The organism is Collinsella aerofaciens, assembly GCF_039752985.1.
Lineage (GTDB): Bacteria > Actinomycetota > Coriobacteriia > Coriobacteriales > Coriobacteriaceae > Collinsella > Collinsella aerofaciens_BT.
In genome coordinates this window covers 5,054-22,115 of sequence record NZ_JBDMHA010000006.1, presented here as the reverse complement: position 1 = coordinate 22,115, position 17,062 = coordinate 5,054, and the positions used below count along the sequence as shown (strand labels likewise).

The following is a 17,062-nucleotide window of genomic DNA, read 5'->3' as shown; positions in this document are numbered from 1 at the left end:
TCTCCCTAGACGTTCGTGACGTCGAAACCCGTCGCATCCATCTGGCGCATAAACGGCGGCATCTCCCCCGTCGCGGCGCAGGCGGCAATCTGATGCAGAACCCCGGCAACCGCATCGTCTGCCGCAGCGCCGATATGCCAGCGCGCGGCAGCCGTGACGGCCTCGTTGGCATTGGCGACTGCAACGGAGTTGGGAACGGCATCGATCATGGGCAGGTCGTTATCGGAATCACCGAATACGGCCACCTCGTCGGGCGTCAGGTCCAAAGCGCGCGCCAGCTCCAGCGCAGCGCAGCCCTTGTCCCAACCAGCCGGAAGGATGTCGAACAGGCGCACTCGGTTGTTGGGAAACACAAGCGAGAGTTCCGGCACCTCGGCGGCAACGCGCTCACGCAGCTCGGCAAGCTCTTCGCGCGAGCGGGCGCTCCAGATATTCGCCTTGAACACCGGCGCGTCATCGACAACAGGACGGCACGGGGCCTCTTCGCCTTTGAGCCATGCGTTGCCGCCCGACTCCATGGCGCGACGAACGCGCTCGGGATCACTCGTCACGCAATAGGCATCGTTGCCCCAAAAGCCATCGCCCAGGCTATAGACCTTCAGATAGGTATCGTCGGTCTCTTGCTCAAGATAGTCGGCAAGGCGCATGAGGGCACCGTTGTCGCTCGCACGGGAGGCAACAACCTCGCCGTCGACAAACATCACCTGGCCGTTACAGAACGCACCGGTCGAGAAGCACTCGGAACGATTTTTGAACATCCAGCCCATCGCGGACGGCTGGCGACCCGAAACCGGGCCAAAGTGCAAACCCGCCGCCTGCATGGCATGAATACCCTCAATGGCGTAGTCGCTGGCGCCGTCATGCCCGGCTGGAATCAGTGTATCGTCCATATCGGTCAGCACAAGTTTGATCATAAGGTCCCCTCGGTCATTCTTAATCCCATCTATTGTACCGACCTGCCAAAAAGGGACAGGTTTATTTCGGCAGGTTTCATCTGGGAAAACGCAAAGTCCCAGTTGTTACCTGCCAAAATAAACCTGTCCCTTTTTGGCAGGTGCGTTAGTATAGGGAACAACAGATTCGATGCGGGAGTGCCGGCGGTGCAAACCACAAGGCTGAGAGGGCAATGGGCCCAATCCTTTGAACCTGTCAGTTAATGCTGGCGTAGGGAGCATGCCGCCTTTACAGGGGCGCTGTCTATGCACAGCGCCCCTTTTCTATGCCAAGGAGGCATGTGCAGTGATTGATTCGGAACAGCTTAAGCAACATATGGTCAAGGCCGTGGAGGAGATTCGCGCTACCAATCCGATGGCCGGTTCCATCACCAACACGGTGACGATCGACTTTGTCGCCAACGCGCAGCTCGCCGTGGGCGGATCGGCCGCCATGGTCTATCTGCCCGACGAGGGCGAGGCACTCGTTGCCGGCGGCGGCGCCATCTATCTCAACATGGGCACGCTCTTCCCCATTTACGAGCAAACGATTCCCCGCGCGGCCAAGGCGGCACACGACGCCGGTAAGCCCTGGGTGCTCGATCCGGTGGGCCTGGGTATCGGTAGCCTGCGCACCCAGCTGGTCAACGAGCTCAAGCAGTACAAGCCCACCATCGTGCGCGGCAACGCCTCCGAGATTATCGCGCTCGCCGGCCTGTGGGGTCTTGAGGGCGAGGCGGCCGATCTGAGCCGCGTGCGCGGTGTCGATACCACCGACACGGTCGACGCCGCCCGTGGTGCCGCCGTGGCGCTCGCTCGCCACACCGGTGGCGCCGTTGTGGTCTCGGGCGAAGTCGACCTGATCACCGACGGCACGACGGTGGCCAAGTCTCACGGCGGCAGCCCGCTCATGTCCAAGATCACCGGCTGCGGCTGCTCGCAGGGCGGCGTGCTGGCCGTGTACGCCTGCGCCGCCGACCCGTTTACGGCAGCCGTCTGCGGCACCGCCGTCTACAACGTGGCCGGCACGCGTGCCGCCGCTGTCGCCGACGCCCCGGCAAGCTTTAAGGTCGCCTTTATCGACGAGCTCTACCGCGCAACCGCCCAAGACATCGCCGATAACCGACTCGAGCTCGAGGAGGCATAGGCCATGTCCGAGCCCGCAACCAATGCCGGCATGAACACGCTCGTCGCCGTGGCCATCGCCCCGTGCGGCACCGGCGATGAGCTATCCGCCGAGGTCGCCGAGGTCGTGCGTGTCATTCGCGAGAGCGGCCTGCCCAACCGCACCACCTCCATGTTCACCGAGATCGAGGGCGACTGGGACGAGGTCATGCAGGTCGTGCGCGACGCAACCTTTGTGTTGGCGAGCAAGGGCATCCGCACCGAAGTCGTGCTCAAAGCCGATATTCGACCCGGATTTACCGACACCATGACCGGCAAGCTCGAACGCATGGAAGCGCAGATCAAAAAGCAGGAGGAAGCACGATGAGCATCCGCGACAACCTTGATATCTCGGCCTATCTGGTACTCGGCCCCGAAAACACGCTCGGGCGTCCCGTGGGCGATGTGGTGGCCCAGGCGCTCGACGCCGGCTTTACCTGCATCCAGGTGCGCTCCAAGGTGGCAAGCGCCCGCGAGATCATTGCGCTGACGGGCGACGCCGCGCAGGCAATCGCACAGGCCGGCAAAACCGGTCAGGTTGCCCTGCTGATCGACGACCGCCTGGACTGCGTACTCGCCGCGCGCGAGCAGGGTATTGCTGTCGACGGCGTGCACGTGGGCCAGAGCGACATTCCCGTCGAGGTCTGTCGCAAGCTGCTGGGGCCCAACGCCATCGTGGGCCTTTCCGCCCGTTGCGAGGAGATGCTCGAGTACGTCAAGACCGCCGACATGAGCCTAGTCGACTACCTGGGCATCGGCCCACTCCACGAGACCGAGACCAAGCGCGACTGCGGACGCGCGGCCGACGGCTCTATCATCACCAAGAGCTTTGAGGACCTGGCCGCCCTCCACGCGGCAAGCCCCGTGCCCATCGTGGTGGGCGGCGGCGTCAAGACGGCCGACCTGCCACAGCTCAAGGCCACCGGCGTCGACGGCTTCTTTGTGGTGAGTGCCGTCTGCAGCGCCGATGACCCCTACGCCGCGGCCAAGGAGCTCGTCGACACCTGGCAGCAGGCGTAAGTCTAGGCCGAGCAGCTGATTCGCAGCCTCATATCTTCAGCAATGGAAAGCGCATCCCAGTTTGAGCCTCCATTCCGGGATGCGCTTTCCGCATGCGACCCTTACCCCGCCAGATACGCTTTCAACGCCGGCAAAGTCGCCTCCGCATCTCGACGACCGATCTGATAGATGCGCTCGAGCTCATCCGGTTCGCGGCACAGCGACGGCACCTTCACCGATTCGCTCGGCCGCACCATAAAGACCTCGCCGGCAGCCTCGCGACGCGCCAGGTCATCGAGCGTGGCATTGTAGACCTCATGCCGATGCTCAAGCGCCGCGACAAACTCCGGGTAGTGACGGAACACGCGCCGCAGCATGGGCATAACGCTGTTGGGCTGCTTTACAAAGCCCGCCGGTTGCGTCAGCACCACCACGTTGCGGTCGTAGCCCTGCGCAAACAGCCATGCACTGGGAATAGAATCAGCCACGCCACCATCCAGATATTTGTGTCCCTCAATGACAACAGGACGCGTCGCCACGGGAATAGCCGACGACGCCCGGATCCACTCGATATCGCGCTCATCGCCATAGGGCAGGTCGTGGTAGACAGCCTTGCCCGTCTCGATATCGGTACACACGCACGTAAACCGCATGGGACAGGCGCGATATGTCTCCAGGTCGATGGGATCGCGCTCGATAGGCACCTCGTGATAGGCAAAATCGGCATTGAACATATCGCCGGTCCGCAGCCAGCTTGCTACACCCGCATAGCGCTTATCGGCACAATAGGCCTTGTTATAGCGAATGGCGCGGCCGATCTGGCGCGATTTAAAGTTGTAGCCAAACGCCGCACCCGCCGAGACACCCACCATATGGTCGCAGGTCAAACCGTGCTCCATCCAAACGTCGAGCACGCCCGCCGTATACATACCGCGGTAGCCGCCTCCCTCGAGCGCAAGCCCCACCGTGTGTGATGTCTCCGGCTGTGTCATGCAACCATCTCCGTTCCCATGCTTTTGAACTCAACAAGTATATCTGTCAACGTATGCCGTCAAAAACGTGTTTATAAGCATTTATCGAACGTTTCCCAATGCATTCCCCATGCCGTACCGCAATGCCCCTAGATGGCCTTAGGCATGAACGCCCTTAAGAACGTTGCGGGATAAACATCGCCCGCACCATGCCGACGTCATCGCACGCAACGTGAGATAATTCTCAGCAGAAGTCACCAAAAGCAGAGGGAGTTTATGATGAAGGTTCTTTTGGTCAATGGCAGCCCCAAGGCAAACGGCAACACCGCCCGTGCACTCGCCGAGGTCGCCGAGCAGCTCAATGCCGAAGGTATTGATACCGAGGTGTTTCAGCTGGGCGCCAAGCCCATTCGCGACTGCATCGGCTGCGGTCAGTGCGGCAAGCTTGGCGGTCGCTGCACCTTTGACGATGACGTGGTGAACGAGCTCATCGCTGCCGCCAAGCAGGCAGACGGCTTTGTCTTTGGCTCGCCCGTCTACTACGCGCACCCCAGCGGACGCATCCTCTCGGCTCTCGACCGCGCATTCTATGCCGGAGGCAAAGCCTTTGCACACAAGCCGGGCGCTGCCGTCGCCGTCGCCCGTCGCGGCGGTACATCGACCACCTTCGATGTGCTCAACAAGTACTTCACCATCAACCAGATGCCCGTGGTCGCCTCCACGTACTGGAACAACGTGTTTGGTCGCGTGCCCGGCGACGCCAATGGGGACGCCGAGGGCCTTGCCACCATGCGCAACATCGGCAAAAACATGGCCTGGCTCCTTCGCTGTATCGAGGCAGGACAGGCCGCCGGCATCAACGCACCCGAGGCAGATCGAGCAACGACCAACTTCATCAGGTAGAACGGCGGAACAAATACATGAACGTGCAGATTTTTGGCACCAAAAAGTCCTTCGATACCAAGAAAGCACAGCGCTTCTTCAAAGAGCGCCGCATTAAGGTGCAGTTTATCGACCTTAAGGAAAAGGAGATGAGCAAGGGCGAGCTCACGAGCGTGATGCAGGCGGTCGGCGGCATCGACAAGCTGCTCAACCCCAAAGCCAAGGACGAGGAGACACTCGCGCTCATCCAGCACCTCACCCCTAGCCAGCGCTTCGACAAGCTGCTCGAGAACCAGCAGGTTCTAGCCGAGCCCATCGTGCGCAACGGCAAGAAGGCCACCGTCGGTTATTGCCCCGATGTATGGGGAGCCTGGGAGTAGCTTGTGTTATTTGCCGGCGCGTGGGTATAAGAGCAGGCGTTTGGCATAAGATTCAACTGTAAGCCATGTCTAACAAAGGAGGGCACATGCCCAACAAACCCGTGAAGATCATCATGCTTACCGGATACCTCGGTGCCGGCAAGACCACGCTGCTCAACCACATCCTCGCTAACGACGGCGGCATCCGCGCCGCCGTGATCGTCAACGACATCGGCGAGATCAATGTCGACGCCAGCCTTATCGCCGACGGCGGCCTTTCCGAGACCGACGACCTCATCCCGCTCACCAACGGCTGCATCTGCTGCACGCTTTCGGACGACCTGGCCAACCAGCTGCAGGGCATCGCCGATTCGGGCAACTTCGACTACATCATCATCGAGGCATCGGGTATTTGCGAGCCTATCCCCATCGCCTACACCATCTCGAGCTTCTGCGACGAGGCCAAGGTGGGCGGCGAGCCCAAGCTCGCGCTCGACAACATCGTGGCCGTGGTCGACTGCGCCCGCATGTACGACGAGTTCAACGGCGGTCGCGACCTGCTGGCAGAGGATATCGACGAGGACGACATCGAGAGCCTGCTCATCCAGCAGATCGAGTTCTGCTCCACGCTGATTCTCAACAAGACCGATACCGTGAGCCCTGAGCAGATCGCCGAGCTCAAGGCCATCGTGCGCAGCCTGCAGAAAGATGCCGTGATCGTCGAGGCCCAAAACGGCGAGGTCCCCATGGAGGAGCTGCTCGACACCGACCGCTTCGACTTTATGCGCGCCTACAACTCCGCCGCCTGGATCGATGCCATGGAGCATCCCGAGGAGCACGATGACCCCGAGGTGCTCGAGTACGACATCGAGACCTTTGTGTACTCGCGCCGCAAGCCGTTTGACCTGCAGAAGTTCACCGATTTTGTTGAGCAGGAGTGGCCCGACGAGGTCATTCGCGTCAAGGGTCCGCTGTGGCAGACCGGCAATCCGGACATGTGCTACATGTTTGAGCAGGCCGGCCACCAGATGCGCCTGATGGAGAACGGTCTGTTCGTTGACTCCGCGCCCGAGGGCGAGAAGCAGAAGATCATCGACGAGAACCCCGAGATCATGCAAATTTGGGACGACGAGACGGGCGACCGCATGACGAGCCTGTGCATCATCGGCCGTCACATGGACAAGGATGCGCTCATCGCCTCCCTCGATGCCTGCCTGTCCGACTGGCACCGCGCCTAGGTTTATCCAAGCGGGCATTTTTCCGCCTACGTAGCCGCCAAACCACCACGAAGGTGCCCTTCGTGGTGGTTTTTCGTTCTGAGCCAAGGAGATTCATGTTCAACATCGTGCTGTATGCGCCCGAGATTCCGGCCAATACGGGCAATATCGGCCGCACCTGCGTGGTTGCCGGCGCCCGCCTGCATCTGGTAGAGCCGCTGGGGTTTTCGCTCGATGACAAGACGGTGCGTCGCGCCGGACTGGGCTACTGGCAAAACTTGGACGTGACGACCTATGCCGGCTGGGAGGATTTCCTTGCGCGCAACGGCCTCTCCCCTGCCGACGAACGTCTGCATCTGCTGACCAAAAAGGCACGCCGCACCTATGCGCAGAGTACCTACCGCGATGGCGACTACTTGGTCTTTGGCAGCGAGAGCTCGGGCATTCCCGAGCCACTGCTTGCCGCGGCGCCCGAGCGCTGCGAGCGCATCCCCATGTTGCGCGATTGTGACTCACTCGACAACGCCGAGGCCTGGGAAGCCCACGAGGAATCGCTGGGACATACCGAGGACAGCCACGAGGCCATCCTTCAGCAGGATATCTGCGGCAACTTCGTCAATCCGGACGACTACCGCATCAGTGCACTCAACCTCTCCAACAGCGCCGCCATCGTCCTCTACGAGGCCCTACGCCAAACAGGCTTCGCCAACATGTGACAAAGGGGCTGTCCCTTTGTCGCATTGCCTATAGGTAGCGACCGGTAATGCTCTTGGAGCAGGCAGCGATGTCGCCCGGCGTGCCGGCGCAGACGATTTGCCCGCCGGCGTCGCCACCGCCCGGGCCCATGTCGATCACATAATCGGCGTTACGGATAAGGTCGAGATCGTGTTCGATCACGATAACCGTGGCGCCCTTGGAAACAAGGCCGTCGAACACACTCAGCAACACCTGAACATCGAGCGGATGTAGTCCGATCGTGGGCTCGTCGAATACGAACACGGCATCGTCCTGCACGCGGCCCATCTCGCTCGCGAGCTTAAGGCGTTGTGCCTCGCCGCCCGAGAGCGCCGGCGTGGGCTCACCGAGCGTGAGATAGCCCAAGCCTAGGTCATGCAAGGTCTGCAAGCGCGCCTGGACTTTCTTGAGTCCCACCGTGGCGTCGAGGGCCTCGTCCACACTCATGTCCATGAGCTGCGGCAACGTAAGCAAGCTCCCGTCCTTGCCCTCGCGATGGATATGCGAGGCGGCCTCGGCGTAGCGCGAACCACGGCATGCCGGGCAGATGATCTCGACGTCGGGCAAAAACTGCACGTCGAGCGATATCGAGCCCGTGCCGTCACACGTAGGGCAGCGCAAGGCGCCGGTGTTGTAGCTAAAGGCGCCCGCCTTGTAGCCGGCTGCCTTAGCCTCGGGCGTACGGGCGAAGGCGCGGCGCAGCTCGTCATGAATGTCGGCATAGGTCGCTACCGTCGAGCGTACGTTGGCGCCGATGGGCGTAGCGTCAATCAGATTTGCGCGGCCAATGCCCTCGGCATCGACCCAACGCACGTGCCCCGGCAAGCGCTCGCCAGCTGCCTGCGCCTTAAGTGCAGGAATGAGCGTCTCGAGCACGAGCGTCGTCTTACCCGAACCCGAAACGCCCGTTACCGCGACAAGGCGGCCGCGCGGGATATCAACCTCGAGCGGCTTGACGGTATGGATGGCATCGGTTGCCATGCGGATATGTCCCTGGTCGAACATTTCGTCGTCAGTCACCTGCGGACGCAAGCGCTTGAGCTCGGCGCGCAAAAACGGCGCGATACGGCTGCCCTGCGATTGCTCGACCTCGTCTACCGTACCAGCGGCGATTACACTGCCGCCGCCTGCTCCGGCAACGGGGCCCATCTCGACCAGATAGTCGGCTTCCGCCAGTACGCGCGTATCGTGGTCGACAACAACCACGGTGTTGCCGTCATCCACCAGATCGCGCATCACGCCCACCAAGCCGTCGACATTGGCGGGATGTAAGCCGATCGAAGGCTCGTCCAGCACATAGAGCACGCCCGTCGATCGGTTGCGCACCACGCGGGCGAGCTGAACGCGCTGGCGCTCACCCGTGGAGAGCGTGGCACCAGCGCGGTCGAGTGAAAGGTAATCGAGACCCAGGTCGACCAGACGACGGGCCACGCTCAAAAACGAATCGCAGATATCCGTCGCCATGGGCCGCATCTCGGGCGGCAAGGATGCGGGCACCCCGCGCACCCACTCAACCGCATCGCCAAGCGTCATGGCCGCGGCCTGCGCCAGATTGATACCGCACACCTGGGGCTGGCGCGCAGCCTCGGAGAGACGCGTGCCGCCGCAATCGCGGCATGCTCCCTCGCGCAAAAAGCGCGCAACGCGTTTGAGGCCCTTGTCGTCCTTAACCTTGGCGAGCGCATTCTCGACGGTATAGACGGCGTTGTAATAGGTGAAGTCGAGCGGCGTGGCACCCTCGCCGTTTTTGGGAACGTAGAGAATGTGCTTCTTAACCGCCGGGCCGTGGAACACGATGTCGCGTTCTTCAGGCGTGAGCTGGTTAAACGGCACATCGGTGCGCACGCCCATCTCGCCAGCCACTTGCTTCATCAGATCCCACATGAGCGTACCCCAGGGAAGCACCGCGCCCTCGTTGATAGTCTTTGACTCATCGGGCACCAGGCTCGCTTCGTCCACCTCGCGCATGACACCGGTGCCGCCGCAGGTGGGACAGGCACCGCCGCTGTTAAAGGCAAGGTCCTCGGCGCTCGGCGCGTAGAACTCGCGACCGCATGCAGGGCACGTGAGCGACAGGCCCGCAGCCACGTTAAGGCTCGGCTCCACGCGCGCCCCGCAGTGCGGACACACGTGATGGGCGCAACGGCTAAAGAGCAGGCGCAGGCTGTTGTTGAGCTCGGTCATGGTACCAAAGGTCGAGCGCACGCCCGGCACGCTGGGGCGCTGATGCAATGCGAGCGCCGCCGGTACGTGCAATACCTCATCCACCTGGGCGTGTTCGGCCTGCGTCAGGCGACGTCGAGTATAGGTGCTGAGCGCTTCCAAGTAGCGGCGCGAACCCTCGGCATAAAGAACCCCCAGTGCCAGCGAACTCTTGCCCGAACCCGATACGCCGGCAATACCCACCAGCTTTCCCAGCGGAATATCGATATCGATGTCTTTGAGGTTATGGACGCGCGCGCCGCGTACCTCGATAGCCTGCGGGCTCATCTTCTGTTCCGTCACCTTTATCACCCTACTCATGCCATAAAACTCGATCGCGAACGTACGCGCCCAGCATGGGCACGGTAAATCGGACGAGGCCGTATCCGGCAGCCTCGATGACACGCTCGCGAATCAGGCTTGCGCGATATTTGCTCGCCCAGCTCTGGGTGCGATCGCAGCGCTCAATGATATCCGCCATGCGAGTCGGTTTGCCCTCGTCAACCGCCATGGCCTCGATAAAAAGGCGCTGTGGACTGCGCAGCCCGTAATATAGAGGCGCGTCAACCGCTTCGTAGAACTCGGAGACGGCATCCGCATGGCCATCCTCGACATCGTGCCTTTCGATGACTTGCGAGCCACGCCGGACAGCAGAGCGCCACATGTAATAGCCCACCAGCTGAACCATATAGGGATGCCCCATGCTCTTGTGTGCCGCAAGATCCGCCGTCCCCGCGTCAACGTAAAGACCAGCGTTTTTGACCGTCTGGATATATGAATCGCGCACCTTGGGCAAAGAAATCGCCCCCAGCGTACGCTGCTGGGCACGCCGCAAAAACGTCACGCTCGGCTCTTCGAGCAGATCGTCAACCATACTGGGTAAGCCGGCAAACACCAGCGCAAGACCGCGCTGGTCGCTATCGGACAAGCCCGTGGCATCCTGGTCTCCGAGCACCTGCTGATAGAGAACGGCAAGGGCCGCCAGCTCCTCGATAGACGCCGATTGTGCCTCGTCAATCGCAAACAGCATGCCTTTGCCTGGATCGAGCTTCTTAAGGCGCTCGTTGACCAGCCCGCGCAGCGTTTCACCCTTTGCACACGCCGCCTCGACCGACATGCGCCCGAATGATGGACTGAGTTCCATTGACGTCACAACGGGTTTATTCGAGCGAAGTGCATCGGCCAAGCGGTCGCATAAGCCAAGCGAAGCGGAATCGGAGACAACCGCCCATCCGCGCTCATTGGCTAGACGTTGCAGCTCCCGCAGGAGAACCGTCTTGCCGCAACCGCGGTTTCCCGTAATGAGTATGAGCCTGCCCGGCGCTCCGGCGCCGTTATCGAGCCCTTCCTCGAAATCTTCGATGACCGACTCGCGACCGATGAGTATCGGAGGCCGCTTGCCAGCCGTGGGCTTAAAGGGATTTGGATTCATGTCGGCCTCCTCGGATTGGCAAACCTTGGCAATAGTTATACCAACTTGTACCGAGTTATACCAATAGCATGTGACAAAGGAACTGTCCCTTTGTCACATGTGGCCGAAAAACTCGGCGTCTGCTGCTCGCCAGGGGCGAAAGGTGGCGGGATCGACCTTTACGTGCGCCGTGGCGGGGACGTCGTGCCACTTGACGGTGTAGCCGGCGCCATGAGAGCAGAAGACCGAGTCGGGCGTATTGGGCAGATCGGCCTCGGGCTTATAGGCGGCCGCCTCAATTACGCGCTCAGCATCATGACAGGGCGCGTGGCCGGCAAACTCCAGGTACAGATGCCCGCGGCCACTCGTATAGGCAGCCACCTCCAGCGCGTAATCCTGCACTTCGGATGCCGGCACGCGGCCCATGAGCTTGGCGCGGTCTCCCGCCATCGTCGGCGGCTCGTACTCGGCACCCATACGCGTAGCATCCGAAAGCGCCCGGCCCACACACTCCCCCGGCACCTCGAGCTCAAAGTGGTACCACGGCTCCAACAGCACCGCCGCGCCCGCCTCACGCGCCTGCATGAACCCCTGGCGAATCGCGCGGTACGTGGCCTGGCGAAAATCGCCGCCCTCGGTGTGTTTGGCATGCGCACGGCCGCCCGTGAGCGTAATGCGCACATCAGTGACGGGCGAGCCAGTCAGCACGCCCAGGTGATCGCGCTCCATGGCGTTGGTGAGCGCCAGACGCTGCCAGTTCAAGTCGAGCTCGTCAGTCGAGGTCACGGTGCCAAATTGCACGCCCGAGCCCGCCGGTAACGGCTCCAAACGCAGATGTACCTCGGCATAGTGGCGCAGCGGCTCAAAGTGGCCCACGCCCTCGACCGGCTGCGAAATAGTCTCCTTATAGAGAATGACGCCGGGCTCAAACGCAATCGAAAGGCCAAAACGATCTGCCAACACCCGCTGCACGACCTCGAGTTGCACGGCGCCCATCAGCTGCAGGTGAATCTGCTCCAGATGAGTATTCCAGCTTACGCCGAGCATAGGATCTTCGTCCGCTAACTCTGTCAGTGCTTTGAACACCGCGTGGACATCGTGTTCGCCCGGAAGCACCGTATAGGTGAGAACCGGCGCAATGACAGGCGCATCGCCCGCGGGCTCCGCACCCAGGGCGTCCCCTGGGCGAACGTGCGCAAGACCCGTCACGGCACAAATACCGCCAGCGGCAACTTCTTGGGCAAGCTCATACTTCTCGCCGTTATAGATGCGCACCTGATCGACCTTCTGCTCCCATGCCTCGGCACCGGAACGTCCGCTAATCATCTGCTTGGCATGCAGCATGCCGCCCGTCACCTTGACCCAGGCAAGACGCTCGCCACGCTCTCCACGACTCACGCGGTAGACACGCGCGGCGAACTCCTGGGGCCATGTTCGCTCGCGCATCAGAGCACATATGCCGTCGAGCAGCTCTGCCACGCCCTGGTCCTTGAGCGCCGATCCCGCAAAGCAGGGAAACAATTTGCGCTCGGCAACCATGCGTGACAGCATTGCGACAGAAAGCTCACCCGCCTCAAGAAACTCCTCGAGCGCCGCCTCGTCCAACGCAGCAGCGTCCTCCTGAACGGAGCCGCCCGCCAGCAGTTCGCTGGCATCCAGGCAGCCCTCGGAAAGACGTTGCCCAAGTTGTGCCAGCAAAACATCGCGGCCGGGATTCTCCAAATCGATTTTGTTGATATAGATGAACGTCGGGATGTCATAGCGTGCAAGCAGGCGCCACAGGGTTTCGGTGTGCCCCTGCACGCCGTCGTTGGCACCCACAACTAAAATCGCGTAGTCCAGCGCGCGCAATGTGCGCTCCGCCTCGGCCGAAAAATCGACATGCCCCGGTGCATCCACGAGCATGACGTGGGTATCGCCATGGTCGAGTACGGCCTGCGACGAGAAAATCGTGATGCCACGCTCGCGCTCGATCGCGTCAGTGTCCAGATGCGAATCACCATCGTCCACGCGGCCGCGCTTGCGAATGCGACCCGCGTTGAACAGCATGGCCTCGGCCAGCGTGGTCTTGCCGGCATCGACATGCGCCACAATTCCAACGACCGCTTGCTTCGACATGGCTCTCCTCTTATTGCAAGCCCATCGCACGCGGCAACGGGCATCCTCGTTCCACACTGGATGATACAATTTACGGGCCGGCGGGCGAAGCGGGCCCTATCCCCCGACCGAGCTCATCGCCCCGCGTTGCCGCGCGGCGATTTTCGTAGGTTCGCGCCTTGCGAAAGCCGGCACCTCCCTTTTTTGTCTGCCCGGGGTCATCTGGGACGGTAGCAACGCGAGCCCCACAACAACGCGTTTTACCAAAAATGGCCCCACTCGGGGCCATTTTCATTTCGGTGAAACGCTGGTATGTGACTCGGCCTTTATGCCTCGCGCAGCCAATCAAACGCGACGCGCGGCGTACCGTCCGACACATATACGATACCGGCGCGCTTAAACCCGGCCTTGGCGATGGCTCCCTGCATGGGCAGGTTGTCCTGATGCGTGTCGATGCGCAGGTGATCGGCACGCTCCTTGGCAAAGGCAAACATCGCAGCCGCGATACCGTGCACGGTGCCATCGGACGCCACACGGTGCAGCACGGCGTACGGAGTGTCGCTGCGCCATTGACCATCCTCAATTACGTCATAGCACTCGTCCGGGCCGGGCAAAAAGGCAAACGTCGCCACCACGCGGCCATCGACTTCGCACACATAGCTGCCACCGGCGGCGATATCGGCAGCCAGTTGCTCGGCAGAAGGCGTGCCCTCGGGCCACTGTGTGGCGTTGCCATGCGCGCGCATAAAGGCGCGGGCCGCGTCATAGATAGCCATGACAGCGGGAATGTCGGTATCGAGGGTTTTTCTGATCATCACGCGGCGACCTCACGTTTATTGGTATCACTTTGATTGAGCAATGATACCAACGTTTGGAGAGGGGCGCGATGCAGATGGGGAGCAAAAAGCGAGCCGCCTGGTCAAAAGCAAAAAGCGAGTTTTTGAGCACTGCCACCGGCGGCGATATGAGCGACCTGTTTGCACGCGAGGACGAGCGCCGCGACGCCCTGGACGCCGAGCGCGATGAGGCCTGGCGCTACAAGTCGTGCGAGCGCAAAAACCGTTACGACACGCGCGCCGAGGCCGAGGCCGTTATGGCCGACTGCGAAAACCGCGGGCGGCGCGGTTTGGCCTGCTACAAATGCGAATACTGCGGCGGATGGCACCTGACGTCGCACCCTTGGAAATAGGCGCCGCATCGGCACGGCATTGACGGAGCGCCAGCCATCGCACGCAAGCTACGGGCGCGGCGGCACCAAAACATCGTAACGAACGGCCTTGCCCGCAAGTTGATAGCTCGGCTTAACGCCGGCAAGCAGTGGCCCCTTCACCGGCCGCTTGATAACGACCTTGCGCGGATGCACAGCAAGCGCCGCCTCGACCAGCGATTCCTCATCGGTACATGGCTGTTCCAGATGGTGCAAGAGTTGGAACTTCTTTTTGACCGCCGCACTTTTGGTGCGCTCGGGAAACATGGGGTCCAGATACACCACGTCGGGGGCGGCAAGCTCGCCCCGCCCGATCAACTCAGCTACATGGCGAAGACCGGCAATGCTGTCCTCGCCCGCATGTAAGCGCATGCGCGCCACGGCTGTCGCAAGCGCCGGATCATCTGCCGCGCGATCCAAGGCATCCTTGAGGAGCGCCGCGATCACGCAATCCTGCTCATACAGATCGACGGCAAAACCCGCAGCCGCCAGCAGCAGCGAATCCTCGCCAAAGCCTGCCGTGGCGTCAATCGCCCATGGGCTCTCGATGCCTTTTGTGCGCGCGGCCTTTACCAACAGCTCTTGCTGCAGACGGCCCTGCTTGAGTCGCGGCAGCATGCGGCCAAAATCCGCGCGCAGCTCCATCGTGCCGTCGGTGAGCGTGAGGCCCTCGGGCTTCCCGATCAGCTCAAGCCCCGCGGCCCGAGCAACAGATAAGGGATCGACGACGCCCATGGACACTCCTTAACAAGCAAAACGAATACGCGGGGCACCGTTTATGTCAGCACCCAACCGTTCGCTATTGTCCCACATGCGACATGGCCCACAGCATCCCAATGCAAAGCACCGTCATCAATCCCGTGCACACGGCAGCGATCGCAGAATCACTCATGCGCCTTCCCAACGACCGCGGCTCATGCACTTGCCCTGCTCCGTACATCATGGCTCCTCCTTGAGACCAGCTCTTACCATGGACCCATCATCGCAGCGCCGCGCATACGCTGCCATCGATTTGACTTACGCCCAGCCTTCCTTTTTGAAAGGTTGGGCTTGGCTGCGCGGGCTCAATGCGCTTTCAAACGCATGCATCGCCGCGTTGAACTACAATGTGCTTCACCATATGTGCAGTACATTGGGTGCGCCAAGTTGGCGTACTCGTATCGAAAGGACCAGCCATGAGCTTCACTCGCAAGACTCTCAAAATCCTTGCTCTCATCTACTTTGTTTTGGGCATCGCCAGCCTCGTCACCGCCGGCGTCGGTATTGCCACGGGCGGTCTCGATTCCACGTACGGTTCGTACGCCACACTCGCAGCGGTCGTGCTTATCGCCAAGGGTCTCGTCGACCTTGCCGCAGGCGTCGCCGGTATCAAGGGCGCCAACAAGCCTTCGCAGGTGGACGGCGCGTTTAAGCTCGGTATTGTTGCCGCGGTCGCCACGCTTGCCCAAGCGGTGCTCACGCTTCCCGCGTTTGGCGGCGACGCCATCAACTTTGGCGCCTTTGTCATCGTGGTGTACGACCTGTTCTTTGTTCAGCAGGCACACGCCGTTAAGGCCGAGAACAAGGACCGCCTATAAGCGCTCGCTTCTCATAACCCCTGCAGCCAGGCAACTAAAAAGGGCCGATCGCGCATCTCCGCGGTCGGCCCTTTACGTTTGCCCAGATAAAACCTACCAAAATAAACCTGTCCCTTTTTGGCAGGTTGTTAGCTGTGGCGGTACTCGGCGATGATGAAGTCGATATCGGTCTGGAGCGTTTCCAGGTTTGCCAGGCGCTCTTTGTCGGCAGGGCGCGTGCGGTAGTAGTACGGCGTCATCTGGAACACCGCCTCGATATCGGCCTGGGTCTGGAGCGTAATATTCGCAGACACCCGCTGCGTTCCGACCAACTCGAGCTCGGTGGTCTTCGGCAGCTTCTCATCGTTAAGGTACGGCGTGTCGTAGAGCACCTCCTTGAGCCCAAAGAGATGACGGGCACCCGGCACCACGGTGTAGAGCGAGCCCTCGGGTGCCAGCACGCGGGCAAACTCGCGCTCGTTAAAGGGGGCAAAGAGCTCGGTCACCATATCGAAGGCGCCATCGGCCACGGGGACGTCCTTCATGTTGGCCACGAAATAGGTCGCATCGCCGCGCTTGGCGGCAAGGCGTACCATCTCTTTGCCCAGGTCGAAACCGTAAGCATCCACACCCGGCACCGCGCCCATGGCGCTGGTGTAGTAGCCCTCGCCGCAGCAAATATCGAGCAACGTCATGGGGCCGTTCGTAGACGCAGCGCACCCAGCCGCCCGCTCACGCACCAGCTCGACCATCGCATCGCGCAACGGCGCATAGTAGCCACGGTTTAGAAAGTCACGACGGCTGCGTGCCTGCGACTTGGGATCGCCCATGGAGTCGCCGCTCTTGGACGAGCGCAGTAGATATAGATAACCCTCGCGCGCACGGTCAAACCGGTGTCCGCCCGCACATGCGGCCCCACGCTCATCGTCCACCAACGGTTCATGGCAAACGGGACACAACAACATGGCAACTCCTTAGCGCGAACAACACAACGCCCACCATTGTCTCACGCCTTCCCCACCTAGTCATTGGGGACGTTCTTGAATGACTAGTTAGAAGAGATAAGGAGTGTCCCCAGCTGCCGACAGAAAAGGAACGTCCCCAAGTGCCGACTGGTTGCATTAGGAGTATCATCATCTGCGCAAATAAGCACGAAAGAGCATGTTAGAGATTGAGAGCGTATGGCTGACACCGTATCTAAGCACATTGACATGACCACCGGCTCGCTGTGGCGCAATATTCCCCTGTTCGCCTTCCCCGTGGCCGCCACGAGCATCTTGGAGCAGCTGTCGAACCTCATCGCCACGGTCATTATCGGTAACTTCTCGGG

General features: G+C 61.3%; 17 protein-coding genes and 1 riboswitch. Of the genes, 9 read left to right on the top strand and 8 right to left on the bottom strand.

Translation table 11 applies throughout. The annotated features are described in order from the left end of the window. Nucleotides 1-5 precede the first annotated feature (5 nt). Nucleotides 6-914 carry an HAD-IIB family hydrolase gene (locus ABHR76_RS01605; RefSeq protein ID WP_346976624.1) on the bottom strand — a complete coding sequence of 303 codons (909 nt, stop codon included), beginning with the start codon at nt 912-914 and terminating at the stop codon, nt 6-8. Nucleotides 915-1,077: 163 nt separating this feature from the next. Beyond that, a riboswitch (TPP riboswitch) is annotated at nt 1,078-1,188 on the top strand. 51 nt (nt 1,189-1,239) lie between these two features. Between ABHR76_RS01605 and thiM the strand changes: the two genes are divergently transcribed. From thiM to ABHR76_RS01590, 3 genes are read left to right on the top strand one after another with little or no spacing between them, the layout of a single operon-like run. Continuing rightward, complete coding sequence (gene thiM / locus ABHR76_RS01600) at nt 1,240-2,079, top strand: hydroxyethylthiazole kinase (RefSeq protein WP_346976623.1); 840 nt, start codon at nt 1,240-1,242, stop codon at nt 2,077-2,079. 3 nt (nt 2,080-2,082) lie between these two features. Beyond that, nucleotides 2,083-2,424, top strand: coding sequence for a thiamine-binding protein (locus ABHR76_RS01595; RefSeq protein WP_225093307.1), 342 nt, complete (start codon nt 2,083-2,085; stop codon nt 2,422-2,424). Then, complete coding sequence (locus ABHR76_RS01590) at nt 2,421-3,116, top strand: thiamine phosphate synthase (RefSeq protein WP_117769839.1); 696 nt, start codon at nt 2,421-2,423, stop codon at nt 3,114-3,116. The genes ABHR76_RS01595 and ABHR76_RS01590 overlap by 4 nt, the downstream gene beginning before the upstream one ends. A gap of 101 nt (nt 3,117-3,217) precedes the next feature. On the opposite strand, the gene ABHR76_RS01585 is transcribed toward ABHR76_RS01590, so the two are convergent. Further along, nucleotides 3,218-4,087 carry a patatin-like phospholipase family protein gene (locus ABHR76_RS01585; RefSeq protein ID WP_138111838.1) on the bottom strand — a complete coding sequence of 290 codons (870 nt, stop codon included), beginning with the start codon at nt 4,085-4,087 and terminating at the stop codon, nt 3,218-3,220. A 255-nt stretch (nt 4,088-4,342) separates the two neighbouring features. Between ABHR76_RS01585 and ABHR76_RS01580 the strand changes: the two genes are divergently transcribed. From ABHR76_RS01580 to ABHR76_RS01565, 4 genes are all read left to right on the top strand, one after another. Further along, nucleotides 4,343-4,969, top strand: coding sequence for a flavodoxin family protein (locus tag ABHR76_RS01580; RefSeq protein WP_346976622.1), 627 nt, complete (start codon nt 4,343-4,345; stop codon nt 4,967-4,969). A gap of 17 nt (nt 4,970-4,986) precedes the next feature. Beyond that, nucleotides 4,987-5,328 carry an arsenate reductase family protein gene (locus ABHR76_RS01575; protein WP_006234522.1) on the top strand — a complete coding sequence of 114 codons (342 nt, stop codon included), beginning with the start codon at nt 4,987-4,989 and terminating at the stop codon, nt 5,326-5,328. 86 nt (nt 5,329-5,414) lie between these two features. Continuing rightward, complete coding sequence (locus ABHR76_RS01570) at nt 5,415-6,545, top strand: GTP-binding protein (protein ID WP_346976621.1); 1,131 nt, start codon at nt 5,415-5,417, stop codon at nt 6,543-6,545. 95 nt (nt 6,546-6,640) lie between these two features. Further along, a complete protein-coding gene (locus tag ABHR76_RS01565; protein ID WP_117746161.1) occupies nt 6,641-7,240 on the top strand; it encodes a tRNA (cytidine(34)-2'-O)-methyltransferase in 600 nt (199 codons plus the stop codon). Nucleotides 7,241-7,268: 28 nt separating this feature from the next. On the opposite strand, the gene ABHR76_RS01560 is transcribed toward ABHR76_RS01565, so the two are convergent. The 4 genes from ABHR76_RS01560 to ABHR76_RS01545 all read right to left on the bottom strand — a co-directional run bounded on the left by ABHR76_RS01560 (nt 7,269) and on the right by ABHR76_RS01545 (nt 13,784). Further along, nucleotides 7,269-9,782 (bottom strand): excinuclease ABC subunit UvrA, encoded by a 2,514-nt coding sequence (locus ABHR76_RS01560; protein ID WP_430392679.1) that lies wholly within the window; start codon nt 9,780-9,782, stop codon nt 7,269-7,271. Next, the gene (locus ABHR76_RS01555) at nt 9,775-10,893 is read right to left on the bottom strand and encodes an AAA family ATPase (RefSeq protein WP_346976619.1); all 1,119 of its coding nucleotides are present in this window, start codon (nt 10,891-10,893) and stop codon (nt 9,775-9,777) included. Before ABHR76_RS01555 ends, ABHR76_RS01560 begins: the two co-directional genes overlap by 8 nt. A 93-nt stretch (nt 10,894-10,986) precedes the next feature. Then, nucleotides 10,987-12,990: a GTP-binding protein gene (locus ABHR76_RS01550; RefSeq protein ID WP_346976618.1), complete on the bottom strand. Its 2,004-nt coding sequence runs from the start codon at nt 12,988-12,990 to the stop codon at nt 10,987-10,989. A 305-nt stretch (nt 12,991-13,295) separates the two neighbouring features. Further along, the gene (locus ABHR76_RS01545; protein WP_138375184.1) at nt 13,296-13,784 is read right to left on the bottom strand and encodes a GNAT family N-acetyltransferase; all 489 of its coding nucleotides are present in this window, start codon (nt 13,782-13,784) and stop codon (nt 13,296-13,298) included. Between the two features lie 125 nt (nt 13,785-13,909). Between ABHR76_RS01545 and ABHR76_RS01540 the strand changes: the two genes are divergently transcribed. Next, nucleotides 13,910-14,158, top strand: coding sequence for a hypothetical protein (locus tag ABHR76_RS01540; RefSeq protein ID WP_229025960.1), 249 nt, complete (start codon nt 13,910-13,912; stop codon nt 14,156-14,158). A gap of 48 nt (nt 14,159-14,206) precedes the next feature. Here the strand turns inward: ABHR76_RS01540 and ABHR76_RS01535 are convergent, their stop codons facing one another. Further along, on the bottom strand, nt 14,207-14,911 hold the full coding sequence (locus ABHR76_RS01535) for a class I SAM-dependent methyltransferase (protein ID WP_195568654.1): 705 nt from the start codon (nt 14,909-14,911) through the stop codon (nt 14,207-14,209). 440 nt (nt 14,912-15,351) lie between these two features. Here ABHR76_RS01535 and ABHR76_RS01530 point away from each other — a divergent pair, with 440 nt between their 5' ends. Further along, a complete protein-coding gene (locus ABHR76_RS01530) occupies nt 15,352-15,753 on the top strand; it encodes a hypothetical protein (RefSeq protein ID WP_055286664.1) in 402 nt (133 codons plus the stop codon). Nucleotides 15,754-15,881: 128 nt separating this feature from the next. Here the strand turns inward: ABHR76_RS01530 and ABHR76_RS01525 are convergent, their stop codons facing one another. Next, nucleotides 15,882-16,697 (bottom strand): putative RNA methyltransferase, encoded by an 816-nt coding sequence (locus tag ABHR76_RS01525; protein ID WP_138375187.1) that lies wholly within the window; start codon nt 16,695-16,697, stop codon nt 15,882-15,884. Nucleotides 16,698-17,062 lie beyond the last annotated feature (365 nt).